Origin of the sequence: Crenobacter caeni, from assembly GCF_010435965.1 — a bacterium.
GTDB classification, from domain to species: Bacteria; Pseudomonadota; Gammaproteobacteria; order Burkholderiales; family Chromobacteriaceae; genus Craterilacuibacter; species Craterilacuibacter caeni.
In genome coordinates, this window is record NZ_JAAGAA010000006.1 from 68,299 (window position 1) to 86,624 (window position 18,326).

Genomic DNA, 18,326 nt, shown 5'->3' on the forward strand with positions numbered 1-18,326 from the left:
TGGCCGGCTGACAGCGACTGGCGCAGGCGGCAAACGGGGGAATAAAAAGGCTTTGCCTGGCTGGGCGGGAAAAGCGGCGCGTATCGCGCCTGCCAGCATCAAGGCTGCAGGAATGGGTAACCGGGATGGCGGTTACCGCGCGAGGTGGGTGATTCTAAGCGCTAAGCGCGAGGGGGTCATCCCGCGTAACACATCTGCGCGCAAAACGCACCTATTTAAGTACCCGGCACGACAAACAGGCCGAGTTTGAGCAAATGTCATCCCTTGTCGGGCGCGCCGGACCGACGCCGGCACGGCCCACGGCCGCAGGCGCCCGGCCTGGCATGGGCGGATGCGCGGACGGTGACAGCCTGCCCGTGTGAAAGCTGAAACGAAGAAGGGAGTTGAAGGCCGCGGCAGCGCACTCAGCCGCGCAGCTGCAACAGGCGCAGCCAACGCGCCTCCAGTTCGGCGAGGGGAATGAAGCGCGCCTCGCGCAGCACCTCGCAGCCGTCCAGCCACAACGACAGCGCCGGCACGGTCAGCACCTGGCTATGGCCGGCCGCGGCCGGCAAGACGGAGAGGTCCACATAAAGGGCGGCCAGGCCATGCCGCCCGGCCAGCGCGAGCACGGCGGGCGCGAGCGCCGTGCACACCGCACAACCGGGCGCGCCGAACCACAGCAGCGACCGCGCATGGTCCTTCGGCCAGCGCCCGACTTGCTCGAGCGAGGACGCCTGCACCCACTCAGCCATGGTGTAGCGGGCTTACGCCTGCTGGGTCGGCGTCGCGCCGTACTTCACTTCGGTGATGCGGTTGCCCGCGTCGACGAACACCTGCGCCGGCTTGTGCGCGGCGATTTCGGCCGCGCCCATCTGCGCGAAGGTCGCGATGATCAGCAGGTCGCCCGGCGCTGCGCGGCGCGCGGCGGAACCGTTGACCGAGATGATGCCCGAGCCGCGCTCGGCGCGGATCGCGTAGGTCGCGAAACGCTCGCCGTTGGTCACGTTCCAGATCTCGACTTCCTCGTACTCGAGGATGTCGGCAGCCTCGAGCAGGTCTTCGTCGATCGCGCACGAGCCGATGTAGTGCAACTCCGAATGCGTGGTGGTCACCCGGTGCAGCTTGGACTTGAGCATGCTTCTGAGCATGGCGGTACTTCCCCTCTTTTTATCCTGTAAAAAAACCACGCCGCGGCGTGCGGCGTGGCCTTGACCCCGCGTGGTCTCAGCGGTCGACTTCGATATTGTCGATCAGGCGGGTGCGCCCCAGGCGCGCGGCGGCGAGCACGACCAGGTGCTTTTCCCCGGCGTGCGCGACTTCCAGCGTATGCGCGTGGCGCACCTCGACGTAGTCGACTCGCCAGCCGTGCGCGGTGAGGTCTTCCACTGCGCGCGCCTCAAGCGCGGCGTAGTCGCTGTCGCCTGCGATCAGCGCCTCGCGGATCAGCGACAGGTTGCGATAGAGGCGCGGCGCTTCGGCGCGCTCGGCGTCCGACAGGTAGCCGTTACGCGAAGACAGCGCGAGCCCGTCGTCGGCGCGGCCGGTGTCGACGGGCACCACCACCACCGGGCTGTTCAGGTCTTCGACCATGCCGCGGATCACCGCCAGCTGCTGGTAGTCCTTCTTGCCGAAGCACGCGAAGTCGGGCTCGACGATGTTGAAGAGCTTGCTCACCACGGTGGCGACGCCACGGAAGTGCCCCGGGCGGAACGCGCCGCACAGCTCGTTCTGCAGGTTGGGCGGCTCGACGTTGTACGCCTGGCGTACGCGCGGGTAGAGCTCGGCCTCGTCCGGGAAGAACAGCACGTCGACACCGGCGGCCTCAAGCTTCGCGCAGTCTTCGTCGAAGGTACGCGGGTAGGCGTCGAAGTCCTCGCCCTGGCCGAACTGCAGGCGGTTGACGAAGATGCTGACCACCACCTTCTCGGCGTGGCGGTGCGCCTCGGCGACCAGCGCGAGGTGGCCGGCGTGCAGATTGCCCATGGTCGGCACGAAAGCCACCGTACCTGCGTCCTTGCGCCAGCTGCGCAGCGCGGAGATCGAACGGATCACTTGCATGGGAGCGCCCTTCTCAGAAGCAGTGCTCGGCGGCCGGGAAGCTGCCGTCGCGCACCGCGTTGACGTAAGCCTCGACGGCACCCTGGATGCTGCCCGCCTCGGCCATGAAATTCTTGACGAAACGCGCCTTCTTGCCCGGGTAGACCCCCAGCGCGTCGTACAGCACCAGCACCTGGCCGGACACGTCCGGGCCCGCGCCGATGCCGATGGTCGGCACCGTGAGCACCTCGGTGATCTCGCACGCGAGCGGCGCCGGCACGCACTCCATCAGCACCATGCTCGCGCCGGCGTCGGCGAGCGCGCGCGCATCCTCGACGATGCGGCGGGCGTCGTCCTCGCTGCGCCCCTGTACCTTGTAGCCGCCGAAGGCGTTGACGAACTGCGGAGTCAGGCCGATATGCGCGCACACCGGCACACCGCGCTCGACCAGGAAGCGCACGGTATCGGCCATGTACGCGCCGCCCTCGAGCTTGACCATGTGCGCGCCGGCCTGGATCAAGCGGCTGGCGTTGTCGAACGCCTGCTGCGGGCTTTGCTGGTACGCGCCGAAGGTCATGTCGCCCAGCACCAGCGCGTTCTTCGTGCCGCGCGCGACGCAGCGCACGTGGTATTCCATTTCCTGCTGGGTGACCGGCAGCGTCGAGTCGCCCCCCTGGATCACCATGCCCAGCGAATCGCCGACCAGCAGGATGTCGACGCCGGCCGTATCGAGCAGGGTCGCGAAACTGGCGTCGTAGCAGGTCATCATGGTGATCTTGCGGCCTTCGGCCGCCATCTTGTGCAGCGTGCTGACGGTTGTTTTCATCTTTACGGAAGTCTCCATGGATGGACGGGACTGCGCGGCGACGGCTTGTGGCCGCCGCCTCAAGCGCTCTTGTTGAAGTAGCTGCGCTGCCCGCGCATCTCGCTGATGCAGCGCAACAGTAATTCAAAATCTTCCCGGCCCTCAACCAGGTTGAGGTGGTCGGTGTTGACGATCAGAAGCGGTGCGCCTTCGTAGCGGTGGAAGAAGTGCTGGTAGGCCGTGTGGATCCGCTTGAGGTAGCCCTCGGGGAACGGCGTCTCGTACTCGGCACCGCGCTGCGCGACACGCGTGAGCAGCACGTCTTCGGACGCTTCGAGGTAGATCACCAGGTCAGGCGACGGGTACGCCGGCAGCAGGGCCGGTGCCATGCGCTGATAGAGCGCAAGCTCGTCCGCGTCGAGGTTGGCGTGCGCATACAGCGCGTCCTTCTCGAACAGGAAGTCCGACACCACCGGCACCCCGCACAGCTCGCCGCTGATCATCAGCCGCGCGGCAGCCTGGCGCTCGAGCAGGAAGGAGAGCTGGGTCGATAGCGCGTGGTGCGCCATGCTGCGGTAAAAGCGCGGCAGGAAGGGATTACGCTCGGGAACCTCGGCCAGCAGGTCGACCTGCCAGTGTTCGGCCAGCCGTCTGGCCAGCGTCGACTTGCCGGCGCCGATCGGCCCTTCCACCACGACGTAGCGCAAAGGATGCATGCGGGACTCCCTAAAATGACAAGCGGCTTACGATAGCGCCGACAGCCGCTCGATGCCATCCTTATCCAGCGCCGGCGCCAGATCCGCGACACGACCGTGGCCGGGAATGACACAGTCCGGCGCGATCTCGGATAGCGGCACCATCACGAACGCCCGCTCGTGCATGCGCGGGTGCGGCAGCGTCAGCGCCTCGTCCGTGCACTCGGCGCCCTCGTACAGCAAGAGGTCGAGATCGAGCACGCGCGGCGCGTTGCGGAAGCTGCGTACCCGGCCGAATTCGGCCTCCAGCGCCAACAGCGCCGCGAGCAAGGCCTGCGGCGTGAGCGTGGTGTCGACGCAAGCGACCGCGTTGACGAAGTCGGGCTGGTCCGCGTAGCCGACCGGCGCGGTGCGGTACAGGCTGGAGGCGGACATCAGGCGGGTGGACGGCAGCGCAGCGATCCCTTCGAGCGCGCGGCGCACCTGCACGGCGGGCGACTCGAGGTTGCTGCCCAGCGCGATATAGGCGAGGGTCAAGCCGCCTCTCCGTCCGCCTGCGGCTTCTTGCGGCGCGGCCGGCGACGGCGCTTCCTGGCCGGCGCGTCGTCGTCGTGCACGTTGTCGACCAGCGCCTGGCGCGCGTCGGCGTCGGCGCGCTGGAACGCGGTCCACCAGTCGACCAGCGATTGCGGCACTTCGCCGGCGGCGGCCCGAAGCGCCAGGAAGTCGTACCCGGCGCGAAAACGCGGCTGCTCGAGGAAGCGGAACGGGCGCGCGCCGGCGCGCGAAGTGAAGCGCGGCTGCTGCACCCAGATCTCGCGCATCGTCGTGCTGAAGCGGCGCGGAATCGCAAAATCGTTGTCCTGCGTCGACTCGACGTCGGCCATCGCCTGTGCGAGCGCCGGCACCGGCTTCTCGCCCTCGGCCTGCAGTTCGCGCCAGCGCTTCTCGACCTGCGGCCACAACAGGGACGCCAGCAGGAAGCCGACCGACACCGGACGGTCTTCGCGGATGCGCGCGTCGGTGCTATCGAGCGCGCGGCGCACGAAGCTGCCCTCGCCCATTTCGGTCAACACCGCGTCGAGCAGCGGGAAGGCACCCTGCGCCAGCCCCTCGTCGCGCAGCTTGGCGAGGCAGGCGTAGGCGTGGCCGCTGAGCAGCAGCTTGAGCAGCTCGTCGAACAGGCGCGCCGCCGGCTCGTTGCGCAGCAAGGCCGCGTGCTGCGCGATCGGGCGGCGGGTGCCCTCGTCGATCTCGAAGCCGAGCTTGGCCGCCAGGCGCACCGCGCGCAGCATGCGCACCGGGTCTTCCTGGTAGCGGCGCGCCGGCTGGCCGATCATCACCAGCTTTTTGGCCTTGATGTCGCGCATGCCGTTGTGGAAGTCGACGACGCTCTCGTCGGCCGGGTTGTAGAACAGCGCGTTGACGGTGAAGTCGCGGCGGTGCGCGTCCTCTTCCTGCGAGCCGTAGCTGTTGTCGGCCATGATGCGGCCTTCCTCGTTGCGGCGGCCGACTTCGCCGCCGCGGAAGGTGGTCACCTCCAGCGTTTCGGGGCCGACCATCACGTGCACGATCTTGAAGCGGCGGCCGATGATGCGCGAGCGGCGGAACAGATGGTGGACCTGCTCGGGGGTCGCGTTGGTCGCGACGTCGAAGTCCTTGGGCGAGACGCCGAGCATCAGGTCGCGCACCGCGCCGCCGACGACGAAGGCGGAGAAACCCGCCTCCTGCAGCGTGGAAGTCACGCGCAAGGCGCCGCGGCTCAACTGGTCGCGGCGGATGCCGTGCATGGCAAAGGGAATGACTTTGGGCCTGCTGCGGCCACCACCCAGCGCACTGGGCAGGGCGAGCACTCGCCGGATGAACTTGCGGATCATGTGGAAGCGGATAGCGGATTTCGATTTTGGCCGCGGGACGCCGCGGCAGACATTCGGCGGATTATAGCGTGAAACACCGCCTCGCATAGAGCTTGACACGTCCACGCGCCGCAACATACGCTGCCCTTGCTGCCCGGATTTCACCGTCCGGACGGTCCAACGGGGCGCAAGCCCCGGCGCCGATTTAATCGACAACTTGCAGGGCGCCAGAAAAATCCTGCTAAAGCGACGCCTGCGCGTATGCCGGGCGAGCACATTAAGGCGACCCCGCGCGACGACAAGGAATAACCATGTACGACTGCCAGACCGACACTTATACCGAATTCCAGTACGGTCAGACCGACCGCCCAGCCATCAAGCCGGGCGGCCTTCGCGGCCCGCTTGAGGCGATCAGCCCGGAGCCTGCCCAGCAAAGCGCCCTCGTTCGCCTGCTCGCGCACGCCAGCGCCCTGGGGTACGAATGCCGCCACCACGGCGACCGCGTGCGGGTGCTGGACGTCTGTTTGGAGCACGCGCTGCAGCTTGACGCAGCCTTCGGTGCCGAGCTTGCCATCCGCTGCGAGCTGCGCATCGACGGCTTCGTGCCGCTGCCAAGCTAGGACGCGGCGCGGACAAAAGGGAAAGGGCCCGCTACAATAGCGGGCTTTCCCCGTCCCGATTTTCCTCATGCTGTTCGAACTGAACCGCGCACCGCGTGGCGCCATCGCCAGCGAAGCGCGCGCGCTGATCCACCTCGCGCTGCCGATGATGATCGCGCAGGTCGCCCAGGTCGGCACCGGCTTTGTCGACACCGTAATGGCCGGCAACGTCAGCACCGACGACCTGGCCGCCGTCTCGCTGGGCTCCAGCGTGTTCATCACCGTCTACGTCACGCTGATGGGCGTGGTCGCCGCGCTCAACCCTATCCTGTCGCACCTGCTGGGCGCGAAAGAACACGCCCGCGTCGGCGAGACCGGCCGCCAGGGACTGTGGTTCGGCCTCTTCATCGGCGTGATCGGCACCTTGCTGATGTTCGCCAGCATGCCGCTACTTCGCGCCTGGCTCGACCTGCCCGCGCACGTGGAAGACATGACGGTGCTTTACGTCGCCGGTGCAGCCCTGGGCATGCCCGCAGCGATGATGCACAGAAGCCTGCACGCGTACGCGTCCAGCCTCGGCCACCCGCGGCCGATCATGCTGGTCAGCCTCGCCGCGCTCGCGCTGAACGTCCCGCTTAACTACATCCTGATCCATGGCCTGTTCGGCCTGCCCAAACTCGGCGGCGCAGGCTGCGGCTGGGCGACCGCCCTGGTGTTCTGGTTCAACGCGCTGGCGCTGTTCGCGTATATCGCGAAGACGCCTGCGCTACGCAAGTACGCGCTGACCGCGCGCTTCTCGCGCCCCGACTTCGCGCGCTTCGGCGAATTTCTCAAGCTGGGCGTGCCGATCGGCCTGTCGTTCTTCGTCGAGGTGAGCCTGTTCTCGTTCATCGCGCTCTTGGTCGCCCAGCTCGGCACACTGGTGGTCGCCGGCCACCAGGCGGTACTCAACTTCACGACCATCATCTACATGCTGCCGCAGAGCCTGTCGGTCGCGCTGACCGTGCGCGTCGGCCACGCGGTCGGCGCCGGCGACTACCTGAAGGCGCGCTTCGCGTCCGGGGTGGGCCTCGTCACCGGCCTGATCGCTTCCGCCGTCACCATGGTCGCCGTGCTGTTGCTGCGCGAGCCCATCATCCGCATGTACACCAACGACCCGCAGGTCGTCGCGCTGGGGCTGACGCTGCTATGGTTCGCCGCCGCCTACCAGCTGACCGACGCGGTGCAGACGGTCGCCTCCGGCGCGCTGCGCGGCTACAAGCTCACCCGCGTGCCGCTCTTGATCCACCTGTTCTCGTTCTGGGTGCTGGGGCTGGGGCTGGGCTACGTGCTCGCCCTGACCGACTATCTGGTGCCAGCGATGGGCGTGACCGGCTTCTGGGCCGCGCTCGTCATCAGCCTGAGCGCCGCCGCGCTGTTCCTCGTCTACTACCTCGCACGCGAGAGCCGGAAAAGGCTCGCTCGCCAAGCCCCCATGAAGGCCGCCGCATGACCCTGACCGTCCGCCAAGACGTTTCGCTCCGCCCGTTCAACACCTTCGGCCTTGACGCGCATGCCGCGCACTACGCAGAACTGACCGATCTCGCCGACCTGCCCGCGCTCCTGACACACGACACTTATCGTGCAGGGCCGGTGCTGTGGCTGGGCGGCGGCAGCAACATGCTGTTCACCCGAGACTGGCCAGGCCTTGTCGTGCGCGTCGCCACCCGCGGCGTACGCGTAGTCGAAGACGACGGCGACCGTGTCATTATCGAGGCGGCCGCGGGCGAGACCTGGCACGACTTTGTCAGCCACACCCTCGCGATGGGCCTGTCCGGGCTGGAGAACCTCAGCCTGATCCCGGGTACGGTCGGCGCAAGCCCGGTACAGAACATCGGCGCCTACGGGGTCGAAGTGAAGGACTGCATCACCGAAGTTGTCTGCGCGGACCTTGCCGCCGGCGGCGCGCCGCGCGTGCTCTCCAACGCCGAGTGCCGCTTCGGCTACCGCGACAGCGTGTTCAAGCACGAGCTGGCCGGCCGCCTGCTGGTGACCGCGGTGCGCTTCGCGTTTACGCGCGGCGGCGTGGCCAACACCGCCTACGGCGATATCGGCGCCGAGCTCGCCGCTCGCGGCATCAAGGCGCCGACGCCGGCCGAAGTTGGAGAAGCCGTATGCACGATCCGCCGGCGCAAGCTGCCCGACCCGGCCGTGCTCGGCAACGCCGGCAGCTTCTTCAAGAATCCGGTGCTCGACGCGGACGCCGCCGCGCGCCTGATCGAACACCACCCGACGCTGCCGCACTACCCGGCACCTAACGGCCGCGTGAAGCTGGCCGCCGGCTGGCTGATCGACCAGGCAGGACTCAAGGGCTACCGCGCGGGCGACGCCGGCGTGCACGAGAAGCAGGCGCTGGTGCTGGTCAACCACGGCGAGGCGAGCGGCGGCGAACTGCTTGCCCTCGCCCGCCTGGTACAACAGACGGTGCGCGAGCGCTACGGCGTCGAACTCGAGCCCGAGCCGCTGGTGATCTGATCAGGCGCGCAAGAGCGCCGCGCCGTAGAGCAGCATCGCCGACGCGAACGCGGCAAGCCACGCGAGTGAGCGCAGCGTCGGCCGGTCGGCGATGTAAAACACGCCGTGCAGCACGCGGCCGGCGACAAACACTAGCGCTGCCGCGTTCATCAGCGCTGGCGGCACCTGCGTCACCCACGCGGCGAACAGCGCACCCAGCCACACCGGCAGTGCTTCCCAGCTGTTCTGCTGTGCCCAGTTCGCCCGCTGCCGGTAACCAACGGCGCGCGCGAGCACCTCGCGCGGGCGGGCGTTGTCGTACGGCGCCCCCGCCTTCGCGCACACCGTCCACACCAGCGGCAACAAGGCCGCGACCAACAAGCTTGCCAGCGGTAACAGCATCGGCATCCTCCCTTTTCAAGATCCGTTTCAGTCTTCGCGCCCGAGGTAATGCGCGTCGTCGAACGTCGACACCCACTGCGGGCGGTAGACCACCAGCACCGCCGCCAGCAGCCCGGTCATGAACGCCTCGGACCACGACAGCAGGAAATAGAACGGCAGCGCCTCCTCGAGCAACAGCTCGGCCGGGTACGCGCCAGAGAGATAGAGCTGCGCCAGAGCGGCGAGCGACGCGAGAAGCAGGCTGCTGCCACCGCCGACAAAGGCGACCACGAACAGGTAGACGAAGTAGTTAGCCGGCAGACGGCGCCGCGCGAACCGGTACACAGCCCACACCCACGCCACCGGCACGCACGCCATCGCGAGAAAGTTCGGCCCGAAGGCCAAAAGACCGGCCTGCCCGGCCAGGCTCACCGCCGCGATCACCACCGCGAGCGAGACGAGCGCCGCCGCAGGCCCGCCCATCAGCGTGAGCAGCGCCGCACCCAGCAGGTGGAACGACAGCCCCTCGCGCACCCCGCCCGCCAGCAGCCACGCGGCGAGCACGCAGACGGTCGCGCCCGCGAGCGCGCCGGCCAACGGCGGTGCGGGCGGCCGCGTTCTCAGCCACGCCAAGGCGAGTGACAGCACGCAGCACGAGAGCACGACGCTCGCGATCAGCCAGCCCTCGGGAAATGGTGCGGCGAACAGGTTCATGGCAATCGGGTTTTATTTGTCATCGCCGGATGATAGCAGAGCGGCACGACACCCGGCCCCGCCGCACGGTAGAATCCTCCTTTTGCCGTCACGGAGCCGTCCATGCCCACGCTTCCCGCCGCCCACCTGATCGCCGCCGACGTCAGCCGCGCCCTCGCCGAGGATATCGGCGCGCGCGACTGGACCGCCGAACTCGTCGCCGACAACGCCGACGGCCGCGCCCGCGTCGTCGCGCGCGAAGCCGGCGTGATCGCCGGGCAAGCCTGGTTCGACGAGGCGTTCCGCCAGGTCGACACGCGCTGCCGCGTGCTGTGGCTGATCAAGGAAGGCGAAACCGTCGAGGCCGGGCGCACGCTGTGCGAGATCGAAGGGCCGGCGCGCGCGCTGTTGACCGCCGAGCGCACCGCGCTGAACTTCCTGCAACTGCTTTCCGCCGTCGCCAGCGAGGCGCGCCGCTACGTCGACGCCGTCGCCGGCACCCGCGCGCGCGTGCTCGACACCCGCAAGACGCTGCCCGGCTTGCGCTTCGCGCAGAAGTACGCGGTGACCGCCGGCGGCGGCTGCAACCAGCGCGTCGGCCTGTTCGACGGCATCCTGATCAAGGAAAACCATATCGCGGCGGCCGGGTCGATCCGCCAGGCGCTCGCGGCCGCGTTTGCGCTGGCGCCAGAGGGCGTCAGCGTGCAGGTGGAAGTGGAGACGCTTGATGAGCTTGACGAGGCGCTGGACGCCGGCGCGAAGCTGGTGCTACTCGACAATATGTCGCTTGATCAGATGCGCGAGGCGGTCGCGCGCAGCGCGGGCCGCGCCGAACTGGAAGCATCGGGCGGGGTGGACCTTGAGAGCATCCGCGAGATCGCCAAGACCGGCGTCGACCGCATCTCGGTCGGCAAGCTGACCAAGGACGTGCGCGCGCTCGACCTGTCGATGCGCTTCGCCTGAGACCCCGCTCTAAGCTGGATCGGCCAGACAGGCGGCCAACTGGTAGAGCATGCCGGCGGTCGCCCCCCAGATGAAGCGCCCCTGGTAATCGAGCGCGCGGAACTGGCCGCGCAGGCCGCCGCGCTCGAACGGGTGGGTCTGGTAAAGCCCCGTGTCCAGCGCAAGCTCTAGCGGCAGCTCGAACACCTCGGCGACTTCGCCCGGGTCGGCCGCGAGCACCAGCGGCGGCTCGGCCACCGCTACCACCGGGTGGATGCGGAAACCCGACAGCGTCGGGTAGGCTTCCATCACGCCGGCCACCCTCACCCGCGCGGTATCCAGCCCGACCTCCTCGTTCGCCTCGCGCAGCGCGGCCGCCACTACGCCCTCATCGCTCGCCTCGACCTTGCCGCCGGGAAAGCTGATCTGCCCGGCGTGGCTGTTGAGTTGCTCGGAGCGCCGGGTCAGCAGCACCGCGGGCGCGCCCTGGTGCCAGACCAGCACGATCAGCACCGCCGCCTCGCGCAGCGCCACATGCGCAGGAAAGGCCTGAGACAGCTCGGGCGACGGCGGCCGCGGCGCATGACGCAGGCGCGCGCACAGCACCTCGTGCGCAGCACGCGGATCATCCAGCCGCCACAGCGGCGTCTCGGGGGGCAGACTGTTCATGCCCCTATCTTGATCGTCAACCAAAAAAAACGCCAGCCGGATTGGCTGGCGTTGCTGTTCACGTTCTGTCAGCGCCCCATCGGCAGCGCGTCGCCCTGCAACAAGGCACGCAACCACGGCGGCAGATCGGGGACGCGCGCCGCGCACAACACGATGCCGCCCATGATCGCGGCAAAACCGGCCAGATGGAAGAGAGCCAGCGTCTCGCCGAGAAAGGCGAACGACAGCAGGCTGGACGCTGCCGGCAGCAGGTTCATGAAGTTGCCGGTACGCTCCGACCCCAGCTGGACGACGGCGCGGTTGTAGAACACGTAGGCGAGCACCGACGGAAAAACCGCCAGGTAGACGACGGCGGCAGCGGTCTCGCCGCTCCACAGCGCGGGCGTCAGCGTGGCCGGCTCGAACACCAGCGCGAGCGGCAGCAACATGGCGGTGCCCAGCGCCGTCTGCACCAGCAGCAAGACGCTGCCGTCCAGTCCGCGCGGCAAGGTGGAAACGATCAGCGTGTAGATCGCCCAGCACAGGCTCGCGCCCAACAGCCACATTTCGCCCGCCCCCATCCCCTGCTCGATGAGCGCCTGCGGCCGCCCGCCGGTCGCGATCAGTAAGGCCCCGGCCACCGCGCAGGCGACGCCGGCCCACGCGCGGGCCGGCAGGCGCCGCCCGAGCAGGGTCGCGCCCAACAGCAGGATCCACACCGGTGTGAAGGTCTGCAGTGCGGCCGCGCTGGTCGCGCTGGCGCTGGCGACGCCCAGGTAGATCAGCGCGTTGTTGCCGACGATACCGAACAGCGCGAGCCACACCAGGCGGTGGCGTACCGCCCACAGGGCGGCGCGCTCGCGCACCAGCGTGCGGCAGACAAAGGGGAACAGCACGACGGTCGCCCCGCCCCAGCGCCAGAAGGCGAGCCACAGCGGGGTCAGTTCGGCGCGGAACGCGCGGGCGATCACGACATTGCTCGCCCAGAACAAGATGGCAAAAACGACAAGCAGCACCGGACGGGCGGTGCTGCTGGGAGCGGGGGACGACATGGCAGCGCAGGGCAATGAAAACGGAAGAAGCGCGGATACTAAGCCCGGCCCCTTCCTGTCACCTTGATCTCGCGCAATATTGTATACAATCTACAAACAAAGCAACAAAACGCCCTGCGCAAAGCGATCAGTCGCGGAAATTATTGAACTGCAACGGAAAATCGGTCACTTCCTTGCGCATCAGCGCGATCACTTCCTGCAGGATGTCGCGCTTGGCGCCGGTGACGCGCACCGACTCGCCCTGGATGCTCGCCTGCACCTTGAGCTTGGAGTCCTTGATCATGCGGGTCAGCTTCTTGGCAAGTTCGGTCTCGATGCCTTCCTTGACCGTGATCACCTGCTTGGCCTTGTTGCCGCCGATCGTTTCGAGCTTGCCGTGGTCGAGGCAACGCACGTCGATGCCGCGCTTGGAGAGCTTGCCCAGCAGGATGTCCTTAACCTGGTCGATCTGGAATTCGGAGTCGGCGTAGATGGTCAGCACCTTGTCGGCCTGCTCGATCTTGGCGGACGAGCCCTTGAAGTCGTAACGGGTACCGACTTCCTTGACCGACTGCTCGACGGCGTTGCGCACTTCGACGAGATTTACTTCGGAGACGATGTCAAAAGACGGCATGTTGAGGTTCCTTGGGAAGTTGAGCCGCACATTCTAGCGCCACGCAAGCCCCGCAGCAAAAAGGGCCGCAGCAAGCGGCCCTTCCCTCCCGTCAACAAAAAGGACCGCCTAGGCGGTCCTCCATGTCCATTTCCCTGTCCCAACGGCGGGACTCGATCTCGCGCAGCGCGTCGTTACGCGCCCTGTCCTGCTGTGAACACTTCTGCGGTCCGCCGACGGCACGGTTGCGGATCGCCTTCATGGTCAGCGCACGGTCGCGCTCCATCAGAAACACGCTTCGATTCATACAGCCTCCGATCGCAAGAAGACAGGGAAAGGCAGCGTCAAACCTCCTGATTGCGGCGCTTGTGGCACCGCAACACAGCCACCTTATGCGCAAAGGCCGGCAAAATCAATCCTACTTACAGGCTGCGCCGCTCGTATACCGCCTGCGCGAGCGTGCCCGGGTCGACGTGTTCGAGCTCGCCGCCCAAGGGCATGCCGCGCGCGATGCGGGAAAGACTGAGCCCCCGCCCCTTCAGAAGCTCGGCGATCAGGTGCGCGGTCACCTCGCCCTCGGCGGTAAAGTTGGTCGCAACGACCACCTCGCGGGTCACTCCGTCCAGCGCGCGCGCGGCGAGCTTGTCGAGGTTCGCCTCGCGCGGGCCGAGCCCGTCCATCGGCGACACCCGCCCCATCAGCACGAAGTAGAGACCGTCGAAACAGCGCGCCTGCTCGAGCATCACGAGGTCGGCCGGCATCTCGACCACGCACAGCAGATCCTGCCGGCGGGTCGAGTCCGCGCACAGCGCGCACACCGGCGTCTCGCTGAAGGTGTTGCAGCGCTCGCAGTGGGTCAGGCGTGTCAGCGCATTGTCGAGCGCGCGCGCCAGACGCTCGGCGCCGGCCTGGTCGCGTTGCAGCAGATGGTAGGCCATGCGCTGCGCGGACTTGGGGCCGACCCCGGGCAACACCTTGAGCGCGGACACCAGCGAGTCGAGTGAGGGGGGATTCTTCATGCGGCAGGACAGCGAGAGAATGCCGGCGCGGCCAGAGCCGCGCCGGGGATACGGGTCAGAACGGCAGCTTCATGCCCGCCGGCAGATTGAGCCCGGCGGTAAAGCCGGCCATCTTTTCCTGCGAGGTCGCCTCGGCCTTGCGCACGGCGTCGTTGAATGCGGCGGCGATCAGGTCCTCGAGCATTTCCTTGTCCTCGGCGTCAGCGAGCAGGGAGTCGTCGATCGACACCCGCTTGACGTCGTGCGAGCAGGTCATCACGACCTTGACGAGGCCGGCGCCGGACTGGCCCTCGACCTCGACGCGGGCGAGCTCTTCCTGCGCCTTCTTCATATTGTCCTGCATTTGCTGGGCCTGCTTCATCAGGCCCGCGATCCCGGCTTTGCCGAACATGGGAACTCCTCAAACAACGGGTTGAATGGTATCGGCCAGCAGCGTCGCACCGAATTCGCGCATCAGCTGCTGGACCTTGGGATCTTCCTCGAGGCAGCGCCTGGCCGCCTCGCGCGCTTCGCCGCGCTCGCGCGCGCCGCGCATCGCCGGCGTCTCGGCGCCGGTCTCCTCGACGACGACTTCGACGGCGAACGGCCGCCCGAAATGCTCGGACAGCACCGCCTTCAGTTTTTCCTGGTAGTCGCGCCCGGAGAGATGCCTGAACGCCTCCGGCACCGCAAGCCTGAGCGCGCCGTCCTGCCAGGCCTTGAGCACCGCGTTCTGCGCGAGCATGCGCGCGCTGCCCATGCGCGGGCCGACGCCGGCAACCAGTTGCGGCCAGTCGCCGTCGAACACCGGCTTTTCGCGCTCTTCTGCCAGCAATTCGGCCGGCACGTAGCTGTCGGCGTCCTCGTCTACCGGCGGCGCCTCGTCGGGCAGCACGTCGCCCTCCCGCTCGTCGTCGGTCTCAGGTGCGCCGTCCCGCACCGAGGCCAACCCTTCCGGCTCGGCCTCGGCGTAAGCGGGCAGCGACGGCTCGGCCACCGGAGCCGGCACAGCCGCTACGGGCACCGGCGCGGGTTCGGGCTCGCTGTCCGCCTCGGCCGGCGACTCGGCGGCTGACGCCGCCTCAGGTTCGGCCGGGCGGGGTGCGGGGCGTGCGGGCTTGGCGTCGTGTCTCGCCAGCAGCGCGCGCGCCTCGTCCATGCCGCTGCGCGCGACATGCGCGGCGGCAGCCGACGGCTGCGGTGCGGGCGACGCTTGCGCGCGCGGCGCGCGCTCGGCCAGCTCCGCCTGGTGCACCGGGTGGAAGGCGAGCATGCGGATCAGCGCCATCGTGAAGCCGGCGTGCTCGTCCGGCGCGAGCGCAAGGTCGCGCCGGCCGTGCACCGCGATCTGGTAGTACAGCTGCACGTCGGCCGGCGCCATCGCGTCGGCAAGCGCAAACAAGGTGTCGCGCTCCGGGTCGTCGTCCGCAATCGCCGCAGGGACGGCCTGCGCGAGCGCGACCTGCTGCAACAGCACGGTCAGCTCGGTCAGCGCGGCGTCGAAACCGACACCGCGGTCGGCCAAGCATTCTGCTTCGCGCATCAGGCGCACGCCGTCGCCGGCGGCAAGCGCCAAGAGCAGGGAGAACAGGTAGCTGCGGTCGACCGCGCCCAGCATCGCGCGTACGCCGTCCTCGCGCACCTCGCCGATGCCGTAGGCGATCGCCTGGTCCAGCAGCGACAGTGCGTCACGCATCGACCCCTGCGCCGCGCGGCCCAGCAGCGCGAGCGCCGGCGCCTCGAAGGCGACGCCCTCGACGTCCAGCACATGCGCGAGGTGGCCCGACACCTGCTGCGGCGTCATGTTGCGCAGGGAAAATTGCAGGCAGCGCGAGAGCACCGTCACCGGCACCTTCTGCGGGTCGGTGGTCGCCAGGATGAACTTCACGTGCGAGGGCGGCTCCTCCAGCGTCTTCAGCATCGCGTTGAACGCGCTCTTCGAGAGCATGTGCACTTCGTCGATGATGTAGACCTTGAAGCGGCCGAAGGTCGGCGCGTACTGGGCGTTCTCCAGCACCTCGCGGATATTGTCGATGCCGGTATTCGACGCGGCGTCGATTTCCAGGAGGTCGACGAAGCGCCCGGCGTCGATCTGCCGGCAGGCGTCGCATACGCCGCACGGCTCGGCGCCTATCCCCGTCTCGCAGTTGAGGCTCTTGGCGAGGATGCGCGCGATGGTGGTCTTGCCCACCCCGCGCGTGCCGGTCAGGAGGTAGGCGTGGTGCAGGCGCTCGCCGGTCAGCGCGTTGCTCAGCGCACGCACAACGTGCTCCTGGCCGACCAGGTCGGCGAAGCGCTTGGGACGCCACTTGCGGGCGAGGACTTGATAGCTCATAGGAGGCGATTCTAGCAGGAAGACAGCGGCACGAGGATGGCCGCGTGCCGCCGCAGCGTCAGTCGGTGACCGTGCCGGCCATCGTCCGGGCGAGGTAGCGCTCGCGGATCTGCTCGGCGAGTTCCTCGGCCGCCTTCGCGTACAGCGTGCTGCGGTTGTAGCGGATGATCGCGTAGAAATTGTTCAGCCCGAGCCAGTACTCGGTGACGCCGGGCGCGACCTCGAGCGGGAACAGCACCGCCGGCACGTTGTCGGCGACCTCGCCCTGCGGGACGACACCCATTTTCTTGAGTTCGCCCACCGTGTAGTGCAGGTTGAACTTGTCCGAGACCAGCGCGTCGATCTTCGGCCCCGGCGTCACCACCGCCGGGATCACCACGTCGTCGCCCTTTTGCCAGCCGTGCACCTTGAAGTAGTTGGCGACGCTGCCGATCGCGTCGGCCGGGTTGTCCCAGATGTCGCGGTGGCCGTCGCCGTCGAAGTCGACCGCCCACTTGCGGTAGCTCGACGGCATGAATTGCGGCCAGCCCATCGCGCCGGCGTAGCTGCCCTTGAGCAAGAGCGGGTTCTTGCCCTCCTCGCGCGCCAGGCGCAGGAACTCGGTCAGCTCGCTGCGGAAGAACTGCGCGCGGCGCGGGTAATCGAAGGCGACGGTCGACAGCGCGTCGGCGACGCGGAAGCTGCCGGTATTGCCGCCGTAGCGTGTCTCGATGCCGATGATGGCGACGATCATCTCGGGCGGCACGCCGTAGCGCCGCTCGGCCGCGGCGAGCACCGGCGCGTGCTGTTGCCAGAACGCGACGCCGCCGTCGACGGTCTTTTCGTTGAGAAAGCCCGGGCGGAACTGGTACCACGGACGCGAGGTCGACGGCTTGTCGAGCGCGCGTATGATCGCGGGCTTGGTTTCCACATTGGCGAACACCGACTCGAGGTAGGGCCGGTCGAAGCTGCCGGTAGCCACCTGCTCGTCGATATAGCGCTGCACGTCGGCGCGGTTAAGGAAGTTGGCGTCGGCGACGGCGCTCAGGGGCAGCAGGGCGAGCAGCGCGGCAAGGGTGCGGCGGGTAGTCAGTCTGGTCATTCCGGTCGGGACATCCGTATCAATGGCTGTAGGAAAGCGCGCTGGAAACCAGGCGCGAAGTGATGTCTACGATCGGAATCACATGCTCGTAGTTCATTCTGGTCGGCCCGATCACGCCGAGCGAGCCGACGACCTGCCCGTTGATGCGGTAGGGCGCGCTGACCACCGAGCATTCGCCAAGCGGCGTCACGCCGGACTCCTCGCCGATATACAGGCTCACCCCCTGCGCGTGGCGGCTCTGTTCGAGCAGGTTCAGAAGCTCGGTCTTGCGCTCGAAAGCGGCGAACAGCTCGCGCAGTCGGGTCAGGTCTTCCGACAGGTCGCGCACGTTCAAGAGGTTGTTGCCGCCGGAGATCACCATGGCGCCGGTCTGCTCGGCCAGCGCCTGCCGGCCGAGATTGATCGCCAGCGCCATCAGCGAACTGATGTCCGACTGCAAGGTACGCAGTTCGGTCTCGACCCGCTCGGACGCGCTGGAGAGCCCCTGCCCCGCGTAATGTTGGTTGATGAAGTTGGCCGCCTCGGTCAGCTCGGCGGGGCCGTAGTCGCGCTCGGTGGTCAGGATGTGGTTCTGTACGTCGCCGTCCATCGTCACCAGGATCAGCAGCACCCGTTTTTCCGAGAGGCGCAGGAACTCCATCTGGCGAAAGGCGATGTCGGCACGCTGCGGGGTGACCACCACGCCGGCAAAGTGGGTGAGCTCGGAGAGCACCTGCGAGGCGGCCTGCGCCAGCCTTTGCGGGCTGTCCGGGTGCAGGTTGTCCTCGAGTTCGCGCACCAGCGCACCCTCGAGCGGGCCCAGCGTCAGCAGGCGGTCGACGAACACGCGGTAGCCGCGCGCGGTCGGCACCCGCCCGGCCGAGGTGTGCGGCGAGGCGACCAGCCCCATCGCTTCCATGTCGGCCAGCGCGTTGCGGATCGACGCCGGCGAGAGTTCGAGCCCCGCCAGCTGCCCGAGCGTGCGTGAAGGCACGGGGGTACCGTCGACGATATAGCGTTCGACCAGGGTCTTGAGCAGGCGTTGGGCGCGTTCGTTCAGCATGGTTTCATTTTGCCGCATGGGCGTGTCCGAATCAAAGTGGGCGCAAACGCTCGTAAAACAAGGCGTCGCGGCCGAAGTCGAAACGGCGGCGCCAG

22 protein-coding genes are annotated in these 18,326 nt (G+C 67.9%); 4 read left to right on the plus strand and 18 right to left on the minus strand.

Translation table 11 applies throughout. From position 1 onward, the window contains the following. Positions 1-404: 404 nt before the first annotated feature. From GZH52_RS08400 to pcnB, 7 genes are all read right to left on the minus strand, one after another. The gene (locus tag GZH52_RS08400; protein ID WP_163316037.1) at positions 405-734 is read right to left on the minus strand and encodes a thioredoxin domain-containing protein; all 330 of its coding nucleotides are present in this window, start codon (positions 732-734) and stop codon (positions 405-407) included. Positions 735-746: 12 nt separating this feature from the next. Next, the gene (gene panD / locus GZH52_RS08405) at positions 747-1,130 is read right to left on the minus strand and encodes an aspartate 1-decarboxylase (RefSeq protein ID WP_163316038.1); all 384 of its coding nucleotides are present in this window, start codon (positions 1,128-1,130) and stop codon (positions 747-749) included. Positions 1,131-1,206: 76 nt separating this feature from the next. Beyond that, on the minus strand, positions 1,207-2,040 hold the full coding sequence (gene panC, locus GZH52_RS08410) for a pantoate--beta-alanine ligase (RefSeq protein WP_163316039.1): 834 nt from the start codon (positions 2,038-2,040) through the stop codon (positions 1,207-1,209). Between the two features lie 13 nt (positions 2,041-2,053). After that, positions 2,054-2,845 (minus strand): 3-methyl-2-oxobutanoate hydroxymethyltransferase, encoded by a 792-nt coding sequence (panB, locus tag GZH52_RS08415; protein ID WP_163316040.1) that lies wholly within the window; start codon positions 2,843-2,845, stop codon positions 2,054-2,056. 59 nt (positions 2,846-2,904) lie between these two features. Then, positions 2,905-3,540 (minus strand): deoxynucleoside kinase, encoded by a 636-nt coding sequence (locus GZH52_RS08420; RefSeq protein ID WP_163316041.1) that lies wholly within the window; start codon positions 3,538-3,540, stop codon positions 2,905-2,907. 27 nt (positions 3,541-3,567) lie between these two features. Next, entirely contained in the window at positions 3,568-4,056 is a 489-nt protein-coding gene (gene folK / locus GZH52_RS08425; RefSeq protein ID WP_163316042.1) for a 2-amino-4-hydroxy-6-hydroxymethyldihydropteridine diphosphokinase, read from the minus strand. Next, positions 4,053-5,396 (minus strand): polynucleotide adenylyltransferase PcnB, encoded by a 1,344-nt coding sequence (gene pcnB, locus GZH52_RS08430; RefSeq protein WP_163316043.1) that lies wholly within the window; start codon positions 5,394-5,396, stop codon positions 4,053-4,055. Before pcnB ends, folK begins: the two co-directional genes overlap by 4 nt. A 290-nt stretch (positions 5,397-5,686) precedes the next feature. Here pcnB and GZH52_RS08435 point away from each other — a divergent pair, with 290 nt between their 5' ends. The 3 genes from GZH52_RS08435 (at position 5,687) to murB (ending at position 8,488) form a co-directional block, all read left to right on the plus strand. Then, positions 5,687-5,995, plus strand: a complete 309-nt coding sequence (locus tag GZH52_RS08435) for a hypothetical protein (RefSeq protein ID WP_163316044.1) — start codon at positions 5,687-5,689, stop codon at positions 5,993-5,995. A 67-nt stretch (positions 5,996-6,062) separates the two neighbouring features. Next, positions 6,063-7,466: an MATE family efflux transporter gene (locus GZH52_RS08440; protein WP_163316045.1), complete on the plus strand. Its 1,404-nt coding sequence runs from the start codon at positions 6,063-6,065 to the stop codon at positions 7,464-7,466. Continuing rightward, complete coding sequence (gene murB / locus GZH52_RS08445) at positions 7,463-8,488, plus strand: UDP-N-acetylmuramate dehydrogenase (protein ID WP_163316046.1); 1,026 nt, start codon at positions 7,463-7,465, stop codon at positions 8,486-8,488. Before GZH52_RS08440 ends, murB begins: the two co-directional genes overlap by 4 nt. Here murB and GZH52_RS08450 read toward each other — a convergent pair whose 3' ends face one another. Together GZH52_RS08450 and GZH52_RS08455 are read right to left on the minus strand one after the other, a co-directional pair. After that, positions 8,489-8,869 carry an MAPEG family protein gene (locus GZH52_RS08450; RefSeq protein WP_239058067.1) on the minus strand — a complete coding sequence of 127 codons (381 nt, stop codon included), beginning with the start codon at positions 8,867-8,869 and terminating at the stop codon, positions 8,489-8,491. A 27-nt stretch (positions 8,870-8,896) separates the two neighbouring features. Next, on the minus strand, positions 8,897-9,562 hold the full coding sequence (locus GZH52_RS08455) for an energy-coupling factor ABC transporter permease (protein ID WP_163316048.1): 666 nt from the start codon (positions 9,560-9,562) through the stop codon (positions 8,897-8,899). Between the two features lie 102 nt (positions 9,563-9,664). On the opposite strand from GZH52_RS08455, the gene nadC reads away from it, so the two are divergent. Continuing rightward, entirely contained in the window at positions 9,665-10,504 is an 840-nt protein-coding gene (gene nadC, locus GZH52_RS08460; protein WP_163316049.1) for a carboxylating nicotinate-nucleotide diphosphorylase, read from the plus strand. A 9-nt stretch (positions 10,505-10,513) separates the two neighbouring features. Here the strand turns inward: nadC and GZH52_RS08465 are convergent, their stop codons facing one another. The 9 genes from GZH52_RS08465 to hrcA all read right to left on the minus strand — a co-directional run bounded on the left by GZH52_RS08465 (position 10,514) and on the right by hrcA (position 18,249). Next, the gene (locus GZH52_RS08465; protein WP_163316050.1) at positions 10,514-11,152 is read right to left on the minus strand and encodes a CoA pyrophosphatase; all 639 of its coding nucleotides are present in this window, start codon (positions 11,150-11,152) and stop codon (positions 10,514-10,516) included. Between the two features lie 68 nt (positions 11,153-11,220). After that, positions 11,221-12,183, minus strand: coding sequence for a DMT family transporter (locus tag GZH52_RS08470; protein ID WP_163316051.1), 963 nt, complete (start codon positions 12,181-12,183; stop codon positions 11,221-11,223). A gap of 127 nt (positions 12,184-12,310) precedes the next feature. Beyond that, positions 12,311-12,796: a YajQ family cyclic di-GMP-binding protein gene (locus GZH52_RS08475; RefSeq protein WP_163316052.1), complete on the minus strand. Its 486-nt coding sequence runs from the start codon at positions 12,794-12,796 to the stop codon at positions 12,311-12,313. A gap of 91 nt (positions 12,797-12,887) precedes the next feature. Then, positions 12,888-13,082 carry a hypothetical protein gene (locus tag GZH52_RS08480; RefSeq protein ID WP_163316053.1) on the minus strand — a complete coding sequence of 65 codons (195 nt, stop codon included), beginning with the start codon at positions 13,080-13,082 and terminating at the stop codon, positions 12,888-12,890. A gap of 115 nt (positions 13,083-13,197) precedes the next feature. Further along, positions 13,198-13,794: a recombination mediator RecR gene (recR, locus tag GZH52_RS08485; RefSeq protein WP_163316054.1), complete on the minus strand. Its 597-nt coding sequence runs from the start codon at positions 13,792-13,794 to the stop codon at positions 13,198-13,200. A 55-nt stretch (positions 13,795-13,849) separates the two neighbouring features. Further along, a complete protein-coding gene (locus tag GZH52_RS08490) occupies positions 13,850-14,185 on the minus strand; it encodes a YbaB/EbfC family nucleoid-associated protein (protein WP_163316055.1) in 336 nt (111 codons plus the stop codon). Between the two features lie 9 nt (positions 14,186-14,194). Then, the gene (dnaX, locus tag GZH52_RS08495; protein WP_163316056.1) at positions 14,195-16,108 is read right to left on the minus strand and encodes a DNA polymerase III subunit gamma/tau; all 1,914 of its coding nucleotides are present in this window, start codon (positions 16,106-16,108) and stop codon (positions 14,195-14,197) included. Between the two features lie 58 nt (positions 16,109-16,166). Next, positions 16,167-17,189 carry a lytic murein transglycosylase B gene (gene mltB / locus GZH52_RS08500; protein ID WP_163316057.1) on the minus strand — a complete coding sequence of 341 codons (1,023 nt, stop codon included), beginning with the start codon at positions 17,187-17,189 and terminating at the stop codon, positions 16,167-16,169. Positions 17,190-17,208: 19 nt separating this feature from the next. Continuing rightward, a complete protein-coding gene (hrcA, locus tag GZH52_RS08505) occupies positions 17,209-18,249 on the minus strand; it encodes a heat-inducible transcriptional repressor HrcA (RefSeq protein WP_239058068.1) in 1,041 nt (346 codons plus the stop codon). Positions 18,250-18,326 lie beyond the last annotated feature (77 nt).